Consider the following 17,151-nt stretch of genomic DNA (forward strand, 5'->3'; position numbering starts at 1 on the left):
CCGATTTCTCCGTTTCACTGGACTAGACTCGCCTCCAGGGCGTCCATACCGCCGGGCACAGCCAGCCCAGCACCGCAGCGACGATGAACAAGGCCGGCACATCGCCCACCAGGTGGCCGCAGTGGCGCGGCTCGGACAAGGCCTGCACCGCCATCACCGAGCCATGCGCCACGCTGGACCAGACGGTGAAGGCGATGAGGCTCGTGTGTCGGTCCGGCTCTCTCGCGGCCAGCAGCAGGAACACCCCCAGCGTGGCATAGAGCGCGATGATCATCTCCAGGTACTCCGAGCGCCCGCCTTCGTGCCACGCCCAGCCTGAGGGCCACCAGATGGACAACGGCACGACACCGGCAATGAAGATCACGCCAAAGACCACCAGCGCGATCTGAAGCCGCCGCCGCGATGGCACATCAGGGGTGGACGGCGTGGTCTGCATGCTTTGAACCGGACGGCTCACGGCCGATCAGCGGGCGACGATGCGTGCTGCCGCTTGAAGAAGGCCCAGATCTCATCGCTCGCGTCGAGCGATCGGCTCGGCGTGGCACCCAGGCGGCTGCCAGCCACCCCGCCCGGCCAGCCATGGGGATGGTCCGCCAGCACGATCAACTCCACCTCGCGACCGGCCGGGCACCGATAGCGGGTGCGCTGCACGACGTCCTGCCGCGTGACTTCGGGTTCACCGGCGCAGCGGTTGGCGGCGGCCCAGAACGCGGCCTGCCCCGTGGCGGGCAGCAGCCGGGTGCCATCCCAGGCTTCGGCGAAACGCCCGCCGGGGGCGCCGCCGGCCACCGGCACCGACACATCGAGCCCGCCATTGATCATCAACGCCGAGACACCCACAGCCGGTGGCTTCTCATCGCCAAACAAGCCCGCCACCACCGTGGCAATCGCCGCGACCTTTTCGGGCAGTTCTCGGCCCACACGGTGAGCCATCATGCCGCCGTTGGAGATGCCGGTCACATAGACGCGCTTCGGGTCGATCGGGTAATCGGCCAGCAGCTTGTCGATCAACGCTGACATGAAGCCCACATCGTCGACGCGCCGCTGCATCGCCTGACCGCAGCAATGGCCCGCATTCCAGGTGAGCAGGTGATTGGCGAAGCGCCCGGTGCCCTCGGGGTAGACAACGACAAAGCCTTCGCGTTGCCCGCGGGGCGTGAAGCCTGTGGTCTTCTCGGTGATAGGGCCGTCGCCGCCACCGCCGTGCAACACCAACACCACCGGCCAGCGCTGGCCCGCCGGCGGAGCGGAAGCCGGCAAGCGGACGAGGTAGTGTCTCTCGATGCCTCCATGGGTCAGGGCGTAGCGCCCCTGCCCATTGGCTGGGGCCGGGCCACCGAGAGCACGGTCGGCGGGGCGGCCGGTGGCGCTGGCCGGGTCGGCCGCCATCACCGGGCGCGGAGCACCGAATAGCGCCGAGCACGCCATCACCACGAGAAGCGCCATCCGGGGGATCTGCAGCCACAGCTCGCGCATGGCGGCGTCGACAGGCAGACCCGTCATCTCAGAGACAGTCTTCATGGGGTGCGGGGTCAGGTTCGCCATAACGCATCTTCAGTACGGAGGCGCCGTCGGGCGGCTTCAAGGGTGTCACCACGAAGAGGTGGCTGTAGCTCGAGTCACACAGGTCCGGCATCTTCGGCCCGCCGAGCGCCTGAACGATGGCAGGCGCGGTATTGCTGTGCCCCACCACCAGCACCGGCCCGGCCTGCTGGCGAACCAGGGCCACCACCTCAGCCACATGCGACTGAGGTGTCTCGCCCATCCGAGGCGCCACGACCTGCAGCGCGATGCCCAGCCGCCGCGCCAACGGCAGCGCGGTTTCGCGGGTGCGTCGATACGAGGTGGTGATGATGCTGGTGATGCGAGCCGATTCAAGCGCGGTCACGAGCGCCTGTGCACGCTGCTGGCCGGCTGGCGACAAGCCGGGGTCGCTGGCACCGTCGGCCGCCTTTTCGGCGTGCCGAACCACCACCACAGACGCCGGCTCGGCGCGTGCGGACGCGGCCGCCGCCAGACTGGCCGCCGCCACCACAGCGGCCAGCGATGTTCGGTGCAAGCGCCGATCGAAGTTCATGCCGGTAGGACTCTTCCCACACCCAAAAGGCGTTTTGCCAGGATGCGGCAGGGGCGCCGCATCGCCACACTTCGAAGAATCGAATGATGCAGCAAACCGCTTCTGCGCCACACCCCATGAATCTCTCTTCTAGCCCCACCGCCGTCAGCGCCGAAGCCACGGGCAGCCCGCCGTCCTGGCTGCTGTTGGGGGCCGAGCCCATGCGCGCCGCGTACGAATTGGCCAGCGCGCAGTTCATGAAAAAGGCCGATCTGCCCGCGGGCGATGGTCACCCGGTGATGCTGTTCCCGGGCTTGGCCACCGATGCGCGCATGCTGTCGCCGCTGAAGAATCTTTGCAGCGATCTCGGCTACGGCGCCCTCGATTGGGGCCGCGGGTTCAATACCGGGCCCGAGGGCGACATCGAGCGCTGGCTCGACCGCCTGGCCGATGATGTGGCCCAACATGCCGACGAGCACGACGAGCGCATCAGCCTGGTGGGCTGGAGCCTGGGCGGCATCTATGCCCGCGAAGTCGCCAAGAAGCTCGGGCCCCAGCGCGTGAGGCGAGTCATCACCATCGGAACACCGTTCTCCGGGTCGGCCAAGCAGACTCGCGCCGGCTGGGTGTATCGCCTGCTGAATGGCACGGAACCCGTCTTGGGCCCCACCTGGGCGCGCCGCCTGGCACTGCCCCCGCCCGTGCCGACCACCTCCATCTACAGCCGCAGCGATGGCGTGGTGTCGTGGCAGGCCTGCATCCAGCGGGGTCGGCACCCGCATGTCGAGAATGTCGAGATCAGCGGCAGCCACTGTGGCATGGGTTGGAACACCGAGGTCTTCGCGATCGTGGCAGATCGTCTGGCTCGACGCTGAGCGTCCAGTCGCCTCATGGCTGAGTCTGCCTGGCATCCGCGGGAACTGGCCGGTCTCGTCAAGCAGGCGGCCCAAGGCTGGTCCGACGATGACGCCCCCAGCATGGGGGCCGCGCTCGCTTACTACACGCTCTTCTCGATCGCACCGCTGCTGATGATCGTGATCGCCGTGGCCGGCACGGTGTTCGGTGAGCAGGCGGCCCGTGGCGAGATCATGGGCGAACTCTCAGGCCTGCTCGGCCCCGAGGGCGCGCAGGCGCTGGAGACGATGCTCAAGTCGGTCAAGTACGAGCGCAGCAACCCCTGGGCAGCCGCCGCCAGCTTAGGCGCCCTGCTCGTGGGCGCGACCACCGTTTTCGCAGCGCTGCAGAGTTCACTGAACCGCATCTGGCGAGACTCCCACGCCGTGGAGCCCCAGCACGGCCTGTGGGCCATCGTGCGCACCCGCTTGCTGTCGCTCGGCATCATCCTGTGTCTGGGCTTTCTCTCTCTCGTATCGCTGGTGTTCAACGCCGCGGTCACCGCCCTCGGCCAGTGGTGGGCGCCGTATGTCGGCGACATCTCTGTGCTGGGGAAGCTGGCCGACTTCTCGATCAGCTTCGGCGTCGTCACGGTGATGTTCGCCATGCTCTACAAGTGGGTGCCCGCGGCGAAGGTGCACTGGCATGACGTGTGGGTCGGCGCTGTCGCCACCGCCGCACTGTTCAGCATCGGCAAGTCGGCGATCGGCTACTACATCGGCCGCAGCGGCGTTACCACCGCCTTCGGCGCGGCAGCCTCGGTGGTCGTGCTGATGGTCTGGGTGTACTACTCCGCCCAAATTTTCCTGATGGGCGCAGAGCTCACCTGGGCCTATGCCTGCCGCTTCGGCTCGATGAAAGACCGTATCACGGCGGCGGACGGCGGCAGTTCTGCCGAGTTGCGATGAGACCGCGGAGCAGTCGAGACGACGAGTCGATCCGAATCGCGTCAGCCTTCACCTACAACAGGGTGCGGCGACATCCGCTATCGATGCCCAACGGCCTTGAGCAACATAAGAACACCAGCCGACGACAACGATCGTTTGGCGGCATGCGCAGCGACTCAACCGTCGGCGCAGATTCAACAACGTCAAAAGGAGTTTCTATGAAGCGCATTTCCACTCTGCAGGCCATGCTGGCCCTCACGGCCGCCCTCGCTTGCAGCGCAACTCAGGCCGCCAACTATTCGAAGTCGGTGCTCGACGGCGCCCGAGATGATGTGAAGGCTCAATACAAGACCGAGAAGGATCGCTGCGACAGCCTGTCGTCCAACGCGAAGGATGTGTGTGTCGCCGATGCAAAGGGCCGCGAGAAGATCGCACTGGCCTGGTTGGACTACAACCACTCCGGCGATGCCAAGGATCAGTTGAAGCTCAACGAAGCCGTCTATGAAGCGCGCTATGACGTGGCCAACGAAAAGTGCGACGACTTGGCAGGTGACGCGAAGGACTTGTGCCAGCGCGAGGCCAAGACCGCCCGTGACAAGGCCAAGGCCGACGCCAAGCTGAACAAGAAGGTCGCCGACGCCGTCGACGATGCCGAAGCAGCGCGCATGAAGGCCGACTACAAGCTGGCGGCCGAACGCTGCGACGCCCTGTCGGGCGACCGCAAGGATGTCTGCGTCGCCTCCGCCAAGGCCCGCTACCACGAGCGCTGGTAAGGGCTTGATCCTGCGCCTCGGCGCAGAAACCCCACGCGGCCACCGGGCCACCCCCTTTGAGCAGCGCGGCCTTCGGGCGGCGCTGTTCTTGGGTGCTTGTGGCCCCGCGGTCAGCCGGCTTCGGGGTACAGCCGGTGAACGCGGCCGAACAACCGGGTCAGCCCGAGCAGGGCATCGATGTTCGGTGTGGCCACGCCCACCCGTTGGGCAATCTCTCGCACGGCGCCCACGATCCCGTCCAGCTCTATCGGTCGACCCGCCTCCACATCCTGCAGCATCGAGGTCTTGAAGGCCCCAAGCTTGGTGGTGATGGCATGGCGGTCTTCTGGAGACTGGCTGACGGGACAACCGATGCGAGCGCCGACCTCGGCGGCCTCGGTCATCGCGGCCGTGCAAAAGGCCCGCACGAGGGGATCTGACAGCACCCGGTCGACCGTGGCGCCCGTGATGGCCGACACGGGATTCATCGTCAGATTGCCCCACAGCTTGAACCAGATGTCGCGGCGCACGTCTTCAGAGTGCGTGACATCGAATCCGGCGTGAGCCAGCAGATCCGCCACCGCCTGCACCTCGGCACTGCGGCCCCCCTGGGCCTCGCCGATGATCAGCCCCTGGCCGAAGCCATGCTGGACCAGACCCGGCTCAGGGCTCGAGGCCGCGATGTGCACCACGCAGCCGATCACTCGCTCGCGTGCGATCACCGCGCTGATGACACCGCCCGGGTCCACGCTGTCCAGCGGTGCATCCACGGCGCCGGCCTGCCCCTGGCACAGCCACCACGGCACGCCGTTCATCGCGGGCAGCACGCGGGTGCGCGGCCCCAGCAATGGGCCGATGCCGCGTGCCACGGTGGTCAGTGCCGGGCCCTTGACGGCCACCAGCACGAGATCCTGGTGGCCCAACGCGCTGGCATCGTCACTGGCGCGGGCCGGCGCCTGCAAGAGCTCATCGCCCTGCCGCAGCCGCCAGCCCTTCTGGCGCAAGGCGTGAAGCGTCGCGTGGCGTGCCAGCACGCTGACCTCGGCGCGGCCGGCGATCGCCAGCTTGGCGCCAATGAGACCGCCGATCGCGCCGGCGCCAATGATGCATACCTTCATGTGCTTGAAAGGCAGCCCGCGGGGCCGCCAGATAGTGGGTTCACAAGTGGTCGCTCGACCGCCAGGGGCGACGGGGCGCGCGGCCGTCAACCTCGCATTCCATCACGAGGATGGATGCTCCGCGGCATCAGGCGGGCGGTGCCAGGGCCTGTGGTGTCCGGTCCGCCGGCTAGGCCTTGGCATCGTGGGCCCCGGCCAGGCCGGCGGTTCGCGCCACGATGGGCTGCCACCGCTCGTGCCAGGCGGCGAGCGCGGCAGGGTCTCGCTCGAACTGCTGGCGCAAGAAGGCGGTGGCCAACATCTTGGTGGCGCCCTTGATGTCCTGGTTCAGCTCATAGCCGCCGCTGACCATCCGGTCGGTGAAGATGCTGTGCGAGCCGCGGTCAAACACGACCAGGCCCTTTCGCCGGTCCGGCATCGCCTCATACAGGGCCAGGCGGTCTTCCGGGCCCGAGCGGTACCCGGGAATCAGGATGACGTCTTCGTTCGAGGTGATGTGCAGTGTGGGCAGTTGCACCGCCGCAAGGATCGACGGCAGATCCTGCTCGCCATAGAAGGGCGGCGTCGACACGAGGATCGCCGCCCGGAAGCGCTCGTCCCGGAAGTCGAACACCTGCCCGGCCCGCGCCACCCGCGCGCCGATCGCCAGCAAGCTGGTGTTGGCGCCGTACGAGTGACCGGCCATCACGATGCGACCAGGGTCGATGGCCTCGGCCACCGGGCCCAGCGCCGAATGTTGCAGCGCGCTGTCCAGCAGGCTGTCGAGCGCGAAATGGATGTCCTTGACCCGGTGGATCGCCTCGGACTCCTGGGCCGCACGCCGCAGGCGCGAGACGAGGCTGAACGGGTTGCCAAACCACAGCGCCCGATCGCTGCCCACGTGCTGCACATGCAGGCAGGCCCAGCCCTGGCTCGCCAGGTGGCGGCCCAGGTAGCTGTATCCCAGGCGCGAGCCGCCGATGCCATGCGAGAACACCACCAGCGGCACCGAGCGCGACGCCACGGCACCTTCAGGCCGTTGCGGCCAGTACAGGCGCACCGGCACAGCCCGCTGGCGCTGCACGTCCACCCAATCCCAATCCACGGCGAGTCCTGCCGGCACCGGCCCCGCCGCACCGACGGCATCGGCCGCATTGGGGGCATCGGTGGCATCGGCAGTGGCCAAAGGCTCGCTCGCCGCACGCGCCGCGCGCGGCCATGTGAGCCCGGCTCCCACGCCCGCGGCCAGCGCCAGGGCGCGCAGGCAGGCGCGACGGTGAGGATCGATGTCGACGGGCAATGGGTTCATGGGCATGGCGCACGCGAGTATCACCGCGCGGGCGCGACCGTGCTGGCGCAGGATCAATAGCCGACCGTGAACCGCTGGCGACGGTGCGCCGGCCGCTCGGCTTCGTCGAGCATCGCCATCGCGAAATCGGGCACCGAAATTTCGCTCTTGCCCTATGGCGTGTTCACACTATGCAACCCCGATGCGTTCGCCTCACCGAGGCCGGGCAAAGGTTGCTGGACCACATCGCCGCTGCTCGGCGGCCTGGGTGAAGCCGTGGCCCGGGCCCCGCACAGCGGCCAGAAGATCACCGGCACGCTGCGCATTGCTGGTCCAGGGCGCCGCCATCGGCGTGATGGACCGCCAGCCACACGTCCGAAAACGGCCAGCGCAAGAAGGCCGGCGGCCTATGATGGCCTGCATGGATCGCACCGCAGCCCCCCTCACACCGCCATCCGGCCCACCGGCCGTTGGCCTGACGCCGGATGCGGCTTACCAGGTGCTGCAGACCCATGACGCCCGCTTCGATGGCCGATTGTTCGTGGGGGTCACGTCGACCGGGGTGTACTGCCGGCCGGTGTGTCGCGTGCGGTTGCCTCGGCGCGAAAACTGCCGATTCTTCGGCAACGCCGCGAGCGCCGAGTGCGCCGGTTTTCGGCCGTGCCTGCGCTGCCGGCCCGAGTTGGCGCCGGGCCTCGCCACGACCGACTCGTCACAGACGCTGGCCCGTGCCGGTGCCCGGTTGATCGAGCACGCGGTGGCGCAAGGGCACGACCTGGCGCTGCCGCAAGTGGCGGCCCGCCTGGGCGTGACCGACCGGCACTTCCGCCGGGTGTTCCAGGCGGTGCATGGTGTGAGCCCGATGGACTGGCTGGCAACCCAGCGGCTGTTGCTGGCCAAGCGCCTGTTGACCGACACCCAGCTGCCCGTGACCCGCGTGGCCCTGGCGAGTGGTTTTGCCAGCCTGCGCCGCTTCAATGCCGCCTTCGCCGAACGCTATCGGCTCTCGCCCACGGCCCTGCGCCGATCCACCGACGCGGCCCACAGCGAGCCGGTGGCGGTTCGGCTGGCCTGGCGGCCGCCCTACGATGCCGAGGCGATGCTGGACTTTCTGGCAGCGCGGCCGCTGACGGGCATCGAGGCGGTGACGGATGGCCAATGGCGGCGCACCTTGGCCCTCACCGACGCCCGGGGAGAGCGCTACCAGGGCTGGATGGCGGTGCGTTTCGACACCGCGGCCTGCGAGGTGTGCGCCACGGTGAGCCCGAGCCTGGCGCCGGTGTTGGGGGCGGTGATCGAACGCCTTCGCCACCTGCTGGACTTGGACGCCGAGGCGGCCACGATCGACAGCGCGCTCGCCACGATGCCGGTCGCCTTGCGGCCCGGATTGCGTCTGCCGGGTTGCGTGGATGGTTTCGAAACCACGGTCCGCGTGATCCTCGGGCAGCAGGTCACCGTCGCCGCGGCCTGCACCCTCGCTGCACGCCTGGTGGCGCGGTTCGGCGAGCCCGTCGCCACCACGTGGCCGGGGCTCACCCATTTGTTTCCCAGGCCCGAGGTGCTTGCCGCGGCCAGTGCCGATTCGATCGGCGAGCTGGGCATCGTGAGCGGCCGCATCCGCGCGATCCAGGCCCTGTCTCGCGAAGTCGCCGAGAGCCGCATCGATCTCTCGCCCGCCGCACCGATGGAAGAGACCTTGGCGGCCCTGGCCGCACTGCCCGGGATCGGCGCCTGGACGACTGAAATGGTGGCGCTTCGGGTGCTGGCTTGGCCCGACGCATTTCCCGCCAGCGACATCGGCGTGATGCGCGCGCTGGGTGCCGACTCTCCGGCCGCCGCTGGCGCACAGGCCGAGGCGTGGCGCCCCTGGCGCTCGTATGCCGTGATGCAGCTGTGGCGCTCGATCGCCGCCGCCGCGCTCCCAACGCCTGCCCGACCGCCACGTGCCTCACGCCCATCGCCCTCATCACGCGCGCCGAAGCGCGCGGCCCAGGAAACGACATGACCCCTGCCCTGCCTCGCCGCCCCTTCGTGGCACAAGCCACCATCGACAGCCCACTGGGGCCCCTGTTGCTCGCTGCCACGGCACGCGGCCTGGGCGGCGCCTGGTTCGACGGCCAAGCCCACCACCCGGGCCCGCTTGACGCTCCCAACGACGCAGGGCATCGTTTCATCCAATTCGCCGCCGAAGAACTGGCCAGCTACTGGGCCGACGCGCCGAACGCCCGATTCACCGTGCCGCTGGACCCGCGGGGCACCGCCTTCCAATGCGCCGTGTGGCAACGGCTGCGCGACATCCCGGCCGGCCACACCAGCACCTACTCGGCGTTGGCCGCCCTGCTGCAAAAGCCCCGGGCGCTGCGCGCGGTGGGCGCCGCGGTGGGGCGCAACCCATTGAGCGTGATCATCCCCTGCCACCGCGTGCTGGGCAGCGACGGCTCGCTCACCGGCTATGCCGGCGGCCTGGCGCGCAAGCTCGATCTGTTGCAACGCGAAGGCCGATGGCCCGATGGGCCGCCGCCAGTCAACGAGGCCCATCGTCCTACCCGGGCGCCGGCAGCGCCGATCACCGCCGCATCCGAGGCCCAGGCGGCATGAAGCCACGCGACCTGGGCGAGTTGATGTTGCTCGCCGCGATCTGGGGTGCGTCGTTCCTCTTTTTGCGCATGGGGGCTGGCGAATTCGGCCCGTTTGCACTGGCCGGGTTGCGCGTTCTGGGCGCGTCGGCGTTCCTGCTGCCCGTGCTGCTGCGGCGCGGCGAGTGGCCCGCGCTCAGGCAGCATTGGCGAGCGATCGCGCTGGTCGGCATCGCCAATTCAGCCGTCCCGTTCCTGTGCTTCAGCTACGCGGCCCTGGCCATCACCGGGGGCCTGTCGTCGATCTTCAATGCCACCACGCCGCTGTGGGGCGTGCTTTTCGCTTGGGCGTGGTTGAAAGACCGTCCGCACGGCAACAAGGTGGCCGGTTTGGCCATCGGTTTCGCGGGCGTGTTGTGGTTGGCCTGGGACAAGGCCAGCTTCAAGCCGGATGCGTCGGGCGCCAGCAGCGGCCTCGCAGTGATCGCCTGCCTGACGGCCACCATGATGTACGGGCTGGCGGCAAGCATGACCAAGCGGTGGCTCACCGGCGTGCCGCCGATGGCGCTGGCCACCGGCAGCCAGTTGTCGGCGGCGGTGGTGTTGGCCCCGCTGATGGCGTGGCAATGGCCTGCCGTGCTGCCTGGCGCGCGCGCCTGGGGAGCGGTGGTGGCGCTGGCGCTGCTGTGCACCGGCGTTGCCTACGTGCTGTACTTTCGACTGATCGCCCACATCGGCGCCAGCAACGCGCTGAGCGTGACCTTCCTCATCCCGGCGTTCGCCATCGCCTGGGGGTGGGTGTTCCTGGGTGAATCGGTGAACGCGACCATGCTCGCCGCCTGCGCGGTGGTGCTGTTCGGCACCTCGCTCGTCACGGGCGTCTGGAAACCGCGCTGGCCCTTCGAAGGGCGGCCCGCGCGCTGAGAGCGCTGGCGACTGTCACCGACACAAAAAAGCCCGGACTGGCCGGGCCTTGATCCACATCGGCGACCAGCGCCTCACTTGCTGCCGGGCTGCTTCACCACGCGCAGATAGGGTTTGACGGTCTTCCAGCCTTCGGGGAAGAGCGTCTTGGCGTCGGCATCCGACACCGAGCCGGCGATGATCACGTCTTCGCCCTGCTTCCAGTTGGCCGGGGTGGCGACCTTGTGCTGGGCGGTGAGCTGGATCGAGTCGATGACGCGCAGCACCTCATCGAAATTGCGGCCCGTGGTCATCGGGTAGGTCAGCATCAGCTTGATCTTCTTGTCCGGGCCGATGATGAACACCGAACGCACCGTGGCGTTGGTCGCTGCCGTGCGGCCCGTGGCACCGCCCGCTTCGTCGGCCGGCAGCATGTTGTAGAGCTTGGCCACGTTCAGATCGGTGTCGCCGATCATCGGGTACTTCACCGCCGCGCCCTGCGTTTCTTCGATGTCGTGCGCCCAGCGTTCGTGGTCTTCGACCGGGTCGATCGACAGGCCGATGAGCTTCACGTTGCGCTTCTTGAACTCGGGCTCGATCTTGGCCATGTAGCCCAGCTCGGTGGTGCACACGGGCGTGAAGTCTTTCGGATGCGAAAACAGCACGGCCCACTGGTCGCCGATCCACTCATGGAAATCGATCGGGCCGTGGGTGGTTTGCGCCTTGAAGTTCGGCGCGGTGTCATTGATGCGCAGGGACATGGGGTGATGCCTCCGAGTCAAAGGGCCAAGAAGAGATCTGGTGAGCCGAGGATCGTAGCGCGTATGTGCCGAGTAGGGGTATGCGTTCCACGCCTGTGCATAGGCACTTGACGCCGCCAGCCTCAGCCGCCCGCCGCAACCGGCTCGGGCGTGTAGCCCGCCTCGCGGATGGCGTCGGCCAGCGCTGCACCATCGGCGCCGGCCGGCTCGATCTGCACACGGTGCGACGCCAGGTCGACCTCGATGCGCGCGCCCGGATCGACGCCCTTGACGGCCTGGGTGATCGCGCCGACGCAGTGGCCACAGCTCATGTCATTGACTTGAAAGGCAATCATCGCCCGCTCCTGGTGGTGAATGGGAAAAGTGAGGATGCGAGTGTCATCCTTGCCATGGTGGGAAGCTCAAGCCCCCGGTTTGATTCACCTCAACGCCGATGTGGGATCTTCATCACGGCGGTTGACCTTACCATGATGGAAAGCTTGACGATGCAGCCCATGGAGATTCCGCCAGCCGTCCGGGGCACCTCCAGCCGCCCGGGCTCTGCCGGTCTCAAGCCGGGCCTGCTGGCACCCGTTCGTGCCTCACCACCGCACCACCCCATCGTCATGAGCACACTCAGCCCCACGCCAACCGCTTCGGCCTCACCACCAGTCGCCACCTGGCGACTGCCCATCACCGGCATGACCTGCGCCTCCTGCGTGCGCCGCGTCGAAAAGGCATTGGCCAAGGTGCCGGGTGTCGCGGCGGCCAGCGTGAACCTGGCCACCGAAGAAGCATCGGTCACCTCCGGCCCGGGGCTGGACCCCGGCGCGCTCATCGCCGCCGTTCGCCAGGCAGGTTATGGCGTGAGCGAAGTGACGACCACGCTTCAGGTCAGCGGGATGACCTGCGCCTCCTGCGTATCGCGGGTTGAAAAGGCGCTGGCCAAGGTGCCGGGCGTTGTGCGTGCCTCGGTGAACCTGGCCACGGAGCGCGCGACCGTCCAATCCCTGGCGTCGGTTTCAGTGGCCGCCTTGCAAGCCGCCGTCGCCAAAGCGGGGTACCAAGCCGTGGAGCCTTCGCCGACGGGCGCCGCGCGCCCGGCCCGGTGGCCCGAATGGGCTCCGGTGGCTTTGAGCGCCCTGCTCACCCTGCCTCTGGTCGCCCCCATGCTGCTGGCGCTGTGGGGGGGCATGTGGATGCCGAGCGGCTGGGCTCAACTGGCCCTGGCCACACCCGTGCAGTTCGTGCTGGGCGCGCGCTTCTACCGCGCAGGCTGGATGGCGCTGCGGGCCGGCTCCGGCAACATGGACCTGCTGGTCGCCCTGGGTACCTCGGCGGCCTACGGACTGTCGGTCTTCCTGCTGTGGCGCCACGGCGATCACGGCATGGCCCACCTCTATTTCGAAGGCAGCGCCACCGTCATCACGCTGGTGCTGTTGGGCAAGTGGCTGGAAACGCGCGCCAAGCGCCAAACCACCGAGGCCATCCGGGCATTGAACGCCTTGCGCCCCTCGACCGCCCGGGTCCAACGCGAAGGGCAAGAGCAAGAGCTGCCAGTCGAGCTGGTGCAGGTGGGCGACCTGGTGGTGGTGCGCCCCGGCGAGCGCATTGCGGTGGACGGCGAGGTGGCCGAGGGCCGAAGCCATGTGGATGAATCGCTGATCACCGGCGAGAGCTTGCCGGTCGCCCGCGCCCCGGGCGACCACGTGACCGGCGGCGCGATCAATGGCGACGGCTTGCTGCTGGTGAAGACCACCGCGGTGGGCGCCGAGACGACGCTGGCCCGCATCATTCGGCTGGTGGAATCGGCACAAGCCGAGAAGGCGCCGATCCAGCGCATCGTGGATCGCGTCAGTGCGGTCTTCGTGCCCGCGGTGCTGGCCATCGCGGCCCTCACGTTCCTGGGCTGGTTCGCCTGGGGCGGTGAGGTGGAGCCCGCGTTGATCAATGCGGTGGCGGTGCTGGTGATCGCCTGCCCTTGCGCCCTGGGCCTGGCCACACCCACGGCCATCATGGTGGGCACCGGCGTCGCGGCCCGCTACGGCATCTTGATCAAGGACGCCCAAGCGCTGGAAGTGGCGCACGCCGTGACGGCAGTGGCCCTGGACAAGACGGGCACCCTCACTGAAGGCAAGCCGGCGCTGGCGGCAGCGCTGCCGGCCCCCCGCCTCACACGCGACGAGCTGCTGCGCCTGGCGGCCGGGCTGCAGCAGGCCAGCGAACACCCGCTGGCCAAGGCCGTGATGGCGGCAGCCCGCGGGGCCACCTGGGCGGTGCCCGCAGCCCACCAGGCGCATGCTCTGCCAGGGCGTGGTGTCCAGGCGGTGATCGATGGCCGCACACTGGCACTCGGCAGCCGACGCCTCTTCGACGAGCAAGGGGCGCAGGCCGGTGAGTGGGCCGATGCGGCCTCGGCGCTCGAGAACGAAGGCCGCACTGTGTCATGGCTCATCGACGTGACGCCCGGCGAGTCCCCAGAAGCGCTCGGCCTGCTCGCCTTTGGCGACACGGTCAAACCGCAGGCGGCCGCGGCGGTGGCTCGGCTGCGGGCCCAGGGCCTGCGCACCGTGATGCTGACCGGCGACAACGAAGGCAGCGCCCGTGCCGTGGCGCGAATGCTGGGGGTGGACGAGGTGCGCGCCAATGTGCTGCCCGCCGACAAGGCGGCTGCCGTGCAGGCGCTGCATGCGGCGGGCCATCGAGTGGCGATGGTCGGCGACGGCATCAACGATGCGCCAGCGCTGGCGGCCGCGGACGTGGGTATCGCGATGTCGACCGGCACCGACGTGGCGATGGAAACAGCCGGCATCACGCTCATGCGTGGCGACCCGCGCCTGGTGGCGGACGCGATCGACATCTCTCGGCGCACCTACTCGAAGATCAAGCAGAACCTGTGGTGGGCGTTTGGCTACAACGCGCTGGGCATCCCGCTGGCGGCCCTCGGGCTGCTGAGCCCGGTGATCGCCGGCGCGGCCATGGCCTTCAGCAGCGTCAGTGTGGTGGGCAATGCGCTCACGCTGCGGCGCTGGCGGCCCTCGGCCGACGCAGGATCCTCATCTGCCCACGGAGCATCGTCATGAAGCTGATGAACATCGGTGAAGCCGCCAAGGCATCGGGCGTGTCGGCCAAGATGATCCGGCACTACGAAAGCGTGGGCCTGTTTCCCGAGGCCGCGCGCACCGAGGCCGGTTACCGGCTCTATGGGGAGAAAGAGCTCAGCACGCTGAGGTTCATACGTCACTCCCGAGACCTGGGCTTTTCCATCGAGCAGATCCGCGAACTGCTGGGCCTGTGGCAGAACCGCCGCCGTCCCAGCCGGCAAGTGAAGGCCCTGGCCCTGGCCCACATCGAAGAGCTGGAGCAGAAACTCCAAGAGTTGCAGGCGATGAAGGCCACGCTGGAACACCTGGTGCACTGCTGTCATGGCGATGATCGGCCCGATTGCCCGATCATCGATTCACTGGCCGCCGCCCCGCAACCCGCACACGAGCCCACCGCCGCATCGGTGGGCCCAAGCCATGCAGAGCCCACCGTTGCGCGGCGCGCATCACCCAGCGCAGGCCTGCGCAGCGGCCGACGCGCCTGAGCATGGCCGAGCCACCACCGGCCGGCGCCACACGCTCAAGGCAGGCGGGGCAAGTGGCTCAACGCACGGGTGCGAGCGCCGTCGATATTGCAGCTCTCAAGGATCCGCTCGGGGCCGGCGGGGCGGACTTCGTCGCCGATCACGAACGCGCCACTCGACTCGTCCTGCCGACCCACATAGACGTTGTCGCCCGCCGCAATCCAGCCGGCCAGCAGCTGCGGCTCCAACACCTTCTCGGGGCCAACGCCGATGGGAGCGAGGCCGTCCGGCCTACCGAGTGCAGCGAGGCCCTCGGGCCTGCCGTGCGGGGTGAGCTGCCGAACGGCAACATCGGTGATCCTGCCGGCCGCACCGTAGCGCAGCCTGGTGAGCAGGTAGTGGCTCATGTTCGCCTCCTATCCCCTGGCGGCTCACGGGCCGTGAGCCCACTGCATGGTGCGCCGTGCACCGCCCCATGGCAAGGGGCTGTCGCGCCGATGCCAAAGTGCGAGACGACGCCTCCCGCCGCATCTGCCGCCGCAGGCCTCTCAAGGGTCAGGGGCAGCGGTCAAAGGCCCTGGTCCGCATCGAGGGCGGAGCGCCGCGTCAGGGCGCCGGCACGAGATCGATCGCGTCGTACGAGAAACCTGGGCTCAGGAAGCCGACACCCTGCGAACCACTCGTTACCCCAAGCGTCAGCACGTTGTCGCCCACCACCAACGCACTGGCCGGCACGACCACGTCGTACAGGGTGTTGTTGCCTCGGTAGGTGCCCACGGTGAGCGTGCGCGACGACGGCTGGGACGAGATCGCCAGCACGCCCGCGTACCACTGGTTGATCTTCACCGAGGGCCGGCCACCCGCATGGGCCGCGGTGATGCCCAACCTCAGGTGGTGCTCGGCGATCTGGTCGCTGTTCAGACGAAACCGCACCTCCAGACTGCCATTGACCTCGCGCCATTGGCAGGCCGGAAAGTCCTTGGCCTTCGACGTGCCCACCACGTACGCTGGAGTCGCCCATGGCGACATGCGCACATCGGACGGGTGCATCATCGTCAATCGATCGCCGTTGAGCAGCTCGGCCGGGCTGCCGTCCCAATCGCCAATGCGCCACACGGCCCGGCGCGAGGCCGGATCGCCCGTCACCTTGAAGGCGGCCACCTTGGTGGTGTCGCCGGCGCGCACCGTCACCGAACGTCGATCGACCGCGAGTTCGTTCTTGAACACCGTCAACGTGTAGTCGCCAGGCAGCACGCCGGTGGCCTCGAAGCTGCCGTCTTCTCGCAGGTCGGTCCAGTACTGCGCGGTGGCGCTGGACAAGCCGATGGTGTAGTCGTGCTTGCCATCGACGCCGCGTACTTTCGTGCCCAGCACGCGGCCACGTCCCGCTTTGCCCACGTAGCCTTCGAGGGCCATGTCCGCCAGCCAGTTGGTGTCGATCGTAGGCGGCTTGTCGCCGCCCGTGAACACCAGCGTGTACCGGTTGAGGATGCCGGGCCGGAAGGGCTCGGTCTGCGCCTCGCCGTAGTTGATGATGTAGGTGATCTCCTGGTTCGTGTCGGTGCCCTGGTTGAGCAGGCTGCGGTAGAACGGGCCGCCGGAGTTGCCCTCGTTGTTGTCCCGCACCACCCACAGGCCCACATTCGGGCCGGTGGCGCCGATGTAGCGCCAGTCCTTCAGCCTCATGTTCGAGTAGTGCTTCGATCGGGTCTGGCCGTCGGGCATGCCGAACACATCGCCGGACTCGATGGCTCCGGAGTTGCCGCGGATGTCGGAAGGCTCGGGGCCCACGGGCAACGCGCCGATGGGCACCCGCAAGATGAACCGGGCGAGGTTCAAGGTGTCAGGCTCCCGTGTGAATCGGGTGGCCATGTAGATGCGTGGCTCGCCTCGGCGTGCCAGGTAGTAGTGCACCAGGTCGCCCGCACGCACCGTGACCTTGATGTGATCGGCGTCGACCTGAGACGCCTGCACATCGACGGCCGATGTGTCCTTGAACAGGTAGTCGAAGCCAGAGTTGACCTGACTGCCTCGCCCCGCGTCCTGGTACTGCACACCCTGGTAGACCATGGACGCGATGTCACCCGGCGATTGGGTGTTGGATCCATAGTCGACTCGCCGGATCTTGAACACCAGGCCACCCCCGGTATCGATGGTGAAGTAGGTGGCGTCCGCGGTGAGCCCGAAGCCCTCGGCACAGGCAGGCCCTGACGCGGCAACCAACGTCCCCAGCAGCCAGGGCACCACACGCAAGCGGGAGAGTTTCATGGACGACCCCAAGTTTTGACAGCAATCGTTTGACTATATGAACCATCGGCTGGCCGCGCAGCGCGCAACTGTCCCAACACGTAACCCGTCGGTTCGTGGCGTGGACGCCGCACCGGGGTGGT

General features: G+C 68.3%; 17 protein-coding genes and 1 pseudogene. 8 read left to right on the forward strand and 10 right to left on the reverse strand.

Annotation, left to right across the window (positions count from 1 at the left end; all coding sequences use genetic code 11):
- Nucleotides 1-22: 22 nt before the first annotated feature.
- The 3 genes from AACH06_RS20065 to AACH06_RS20075 are packed head-to-tail and all read right to left on the reverse strand — an operon-like array spanning nt 23 to nt 2,077.
- On the reverse strand, nt 23-436 hold the full coding sequence (locus tag AACH06_RS20065; protein ID WP_341427546.1) for a DUF6632 domain-containing protein: 414 nt from the start codon (nt 434-436) through the stop codon (nt 23-25).
- A gap of 17 nt (nt 437-453) precedes the next feature.
- Nucleotides 454-1,521 (reverse strand): CE1 family esterase, encoded by a 1,068-nt coding sequence (locus tag AACH06_RS20070; protein WP_341427547.1) that lies wholly within the window; start codon nt 1,519-1,521, stop codon nt 454-456.
- Complete coding sequence (locus AACH06_RS20075) at nt 1,505-2,077, reverse strand: SixA phosphatase family protein (protein ID WP_341427548.1); 573 nt, start codon at nt 2,075-2,077, stop codon at nt 1,505-1,507. The genes AACH06_RS20070 and AACH06_RS20075 overlap by 17 nt, the downstream gene beginning before the upstream one ends.
- A 116-nt stretch (nt 2,078-2,193) precedes the next feature.
- Between AACH06_RS20075 and AACH06_RS20080 the strand changes: the two genes are divergently transcribed.
- The 3 genes from AACH06_RS20080 (at nt 2,194) to AACH06_RS20090 (ending at nt 4,610) form a co-directional block, all read left to right on the forward strand.
- Nucleotides 2,194-2,931 carry an alpha/beta fold hydrolase gene (locus tag AACH06_RS20080; RefSeq protein WP_341427549.1) on the forward strand — a complete coding sequence of 246 codons (738 nt, stop codon included), beginning with the start codon at nt 2,194-2,196 and terminating at the stop codon, nt 2,929-2,931.
- A 15-nt stretch (nt 2,932-2,946) separates the two neighbouring features.
- Nucleotides 2,947-3,858 (forward strand): YihY/virulence factor BrkB family protein, encoded by a 912-nt coding sequence (locus tag AACH06_RS20085; RefSeq protein WP_341427550.1) that lies wholly within the window; start codon nt 2,947-2,949, stop codon nt 3,856-3,858.
- A gap of 197 nt (nt 3,859-4,055) precedes the next feature.
- Entirely contained in the window at nt 4,056-4,610 is a 555-nt protein-coding gene (locus AACH06_RS20090; RefSeq protein ID WP_341427551.1) for a hypothetical protein, read from the forward strand.
- A gap of 110 nt (nt 4,611-4,720) precedes the next feature.
- On the opposite strand, the gene AACH06_RS20095 is transcribed toward AACH06_RS20090, so the two are convergent.
- From AACH06_RS20095 to AACH06_RS20105, 3 genes and pseudogenes are all read right to left on the reverse strand, one after another.
- Entirely contained in the window at nt 4,721-5,707 is a 987-nt protein-coding gene (locus AACH06_RS20095; protein WP_341427552.1) for a 2-dehydropantoate 2-reductase, read from the reverse strand.
- Between the two features lie 169 nt (nt 5,708-5,876).
- Nucleotides 5,877-6,995 (reverse strand): alpha/beta hydrolase family protein, encoded by a 1,119-nt coding sequence (locus AACH06_RS20100; protein WP_341427553.1) that lies wholly within the window; start codon nt 6,993-6,995, stop codon nt 5,877-5,879.
- Between the two features lie 53 nt (nt 6,996-7,048).
- Nucleotides 7,049-7,147 (reverse strand): annotated as a pseudogene (locus AACH06_RS20105) (NAD(P)-dependent oxidoreductase); the annotation flags it as partial.
- A 248-nt stretch (nt 7,148-7,395) separates the two neighbouring features.
- Between AACH06_RS20105 and AACH06_RS20110 the strand changes: the two are divergent.
- Genes AACH06_RS20110 through AACH06_RS20120 form a run of 3 tightly spaced genes read left to right on the forward strand, consistent with a single transcriptional unit; the run spans nt 7,396 to nt 10,474 of the window.
- Nucleotides 7,396-8,979, forward strand: a complete 1,584-nt coding sequence (locus tag AACH06_RS20110) for an AlkA N-terminal domain-containing protein (RefSeq protein WP_341427554.1) — start codon at nt 7,396-7,398, stop codon at nt 8,977-8,979.
- A complete protein-coding gene (locus AACH06_RS20115) occupies nt 8,976-9,572 on the forward strand; it encodes a methylated-DNA--[protein]-cysteine S-methyltransferase (protein WP_341427555.1) in 597 nt (198 codons plus the stop codon). Before AACH06_RS20110 ends, AACH06_RS20115 begins: the two co-directional genes overlap by 4 nt.
- A complete protein-coding gene (locus AACH06_RS20120; protein WP_341427556.1) occupies nt 9,569-10,474 on the forward strand; it encodes a DMT family transporter in 906 nt (301 codons plus the stop codon). Before AACH06_RS20115 ends, AACH06_RS20120 begins: the two co-directional genes overlap by 4 nt.
- A 74-nt stretch (nt 10,475-10,548) precedes the next feature.
- On the opposite strand, the gene AACH06_RS20125 is transcribed toward AACH06_RS20120, so the two are convergent.
- Both AACH06_RS20125 and AACH06_RS20130 read right to left on the reverse strand, forming a co-directional pair.
- Nucleotides 10,549-11,214, reverse strand: coding sequence for a peroxiredoxin (locus tag AACH06_RS20125; RefSeq protein WP_341427557.1), 666 nt, complete (start codon nt 11,212-11,214; stop codon nt 10,549-10,551).
- 122 nt (nt 11,215-11,336) lie between these two features.
- A complete protein-coding gene (locus AACH06_RS20130) occupies nt 11,337-11,549 on the reverse strand; it encodes a heavy-metal-associated domain-containing protein (protein WP_341427558.1) in 213 nt (70 codons plus the stop codon).
- 270 nt (nt 11,550-11,819) lie between these two features.
- Here AACH06_RS20130 and AACH06_RS20135 point away from each other — a divergent pair, with 270 nt between their 5' ends.
- Entirely contained in the window at nt 11,820-14,276 is a 2,457-nt protein-coding gene (locus tag AACH06_RS20135; RefSeq protein WP_341427559.1) for a heavy metal translocating P-type ATPase, read from the forward strand.
- A 5-nt stretch (nt 14,277-14,281) separates the two neighbouring features.
- Nucleotides 14,282-14,782, forward strand: coding sequence for a Cu(I)-responsive transcriptional regulator (gene cueR / locus AACH06_RS20140; RefSeq protein WP_341427629.1), 501 nt, complete (start codon nt 14,282-14,284; stop codon nt 14,780-14,782).
- Nucleotides 14,783-14,817: 35 nt separating this feature from the next.
- On the opposite strand, the gene AACH06_RS20145 is transcribed toward cueR, so the two are convergent.
- Both AACH06_RS20145 and AACH06_RS20150 read right to left on the reverse strand, forming a co-directional pair.
- Nucleotides 14,818-15,168: a hypothetical protein gene (locus AACH06_RS20145; protein WP_341427560.1), complete on the reverse strand. Its 351-nt coding sequence runs from the start codon at nt 15,166-15,168 to the stop codon at nt 14,818-14,820.
- Between the two features lie 199 nt (nt 15,169-15,367).
- Nucleotides 15,368-17,029, reverse strand: a complete 1,662-nt coding sequence (locus AACH06_RS20150) for a rhamnogalacturonan lyase B N-terminal domain-containing protein (RefSeq protein WP_341427561.1) — start codon at nt 17,027-17,029, stop codon at nt 15,368-15,370.
- Between the last annotated feature and the right edge of the window lie 122 nt (nt 17,030-17,151).

It is taken from the genome of Ideonella lacteola, assembly GCF_038066555.1.
Classification (GTDB): domain Bacteria; phylum Pseudomonadota; class Gammaproteobacteria; order Burkholderiales; family Burkholderiaceae_C; genus Ideonella; species Ideonella lacteola.

Bases quoted from the DNA above. Each gene is read 5' to 3' on its own strand.
- AACH06_RS20065 (WP_341427546.1), bottom strand. From the start codon at position 436: ATGCAGACCACGCCGTCCACCCCTGATGTGCCATCGCGGCGGCGGCTT.
- AACH06_RS20070 (WP_341427547.1), bottom strand. From the start codon at position 1,521: ATGAAGACTGTCTCTGAGATGACGGGTCTGCCTGTCGACGCCGCCATG.
- AACH06_RS20075 (WP_341427548.1), bottom strand. From the start codon at position 2,077: ATGAACTTCGATCGGCGCTTGCACCGAACATCGCTGGCCGCTGTGGTG.
- AACH06_RS20080 (WP_341427549.1), top strand. From the start codon at position 2,194: ATGAATCTCTCTTCTAGCCCCACCGCCGTCAGCGCCGAAGCCACGGGC.
- AACH06_RS20085 (WP_341427550.1), top strand. From the start codon at position 2,947: ATGGCTGAGTCTGCCTGGCATCCGCGGGAACTGGCCGGTCTCGTCAAG.
- AACH06_RS20090 (WP_341427551.1), top strand. From the start codon at position 4,056: ATGAAGCGCATTTCCACTCTGCAGGCCATGCTGGCCCTCACGGCCGCC.
- AACH06_RS20095 (WP_341427552.1), bottom strand. From the start codon at position 5,707: ATGAAGGTATGCATCATTGGCGCCGGCGCGATCGGCGGTCTCATTGGC.
- AACH06_RS20100 (WP_341427553.1), bottom strand. From the start codon at position 6,995: ATGAACCCATTGCCCGTCGACATCGATCCTCACCGTCGCGCCTGCCTG.
- AACH06_RS20110 (WP_341427554.1), top strand. From the start codon at position 7,396: ATGGATCGCACCGCAGCCCCCCTCACACCGCCATCCGGCCCACCGGCC.
- AACH06_RS20115 (WP_341427555.1), top strand. From the start codon at position 8,976: ATGACCCCTGCCCTGCCTCGCCGCCCCTTCGTGGCACAAGCCACCATC.
- AACH06_RS20120 (WP_341427556.1), top strand. From the start codon at position 9,569: ATGAAGCCACGCGACCTGGGCGAGTTGATGTTGCTCGCCGCGATCTGG.
- AACH06_RS20125 (WP_341427557.1), bottom strand. From the start codon at position 11,214: ATGTCCCTGCGCATCAATGACACCGCGCCGAACTTCAAGGCGCAAACC.
- AACH06_RS20130 (WP_341427558.1), bottom strand. From the start codon at position 11,549: ATGATTGCCTTTCAAGTCAATGACATGAGCTGTGGCCACTGCGTCGGC.
- AACH06_RS20135 (WP_341427559.1), top strand. From the start codon at position 11,820: ATGAGCACACTCAGCCCCACGCCAACCGCTTCGGCCTCACCACCAGTC.
- cueR (WP_341427629.1), top strand. From the start codon at position 14,282: ATGAACATCGGTGAAGCCGCCAAGGCATCGGGCGTGTCGGCCAAGATG.
- AACH06_RS20145 (WP_341427560.1), bottom strand. From the start codon at position 15,168: ATGAGCCACTACCTGCTCACCAGGCTGCGCTACGGTGCGGCCGGCAGG.
- AACH06_RS20150 (WP_341427561.1), bottom strand. From the start codon at position 17,029: ATGAAACTCTCCCGCTTGCGTGTGGTGCCCTGGCTGCTGGGGACGTTG.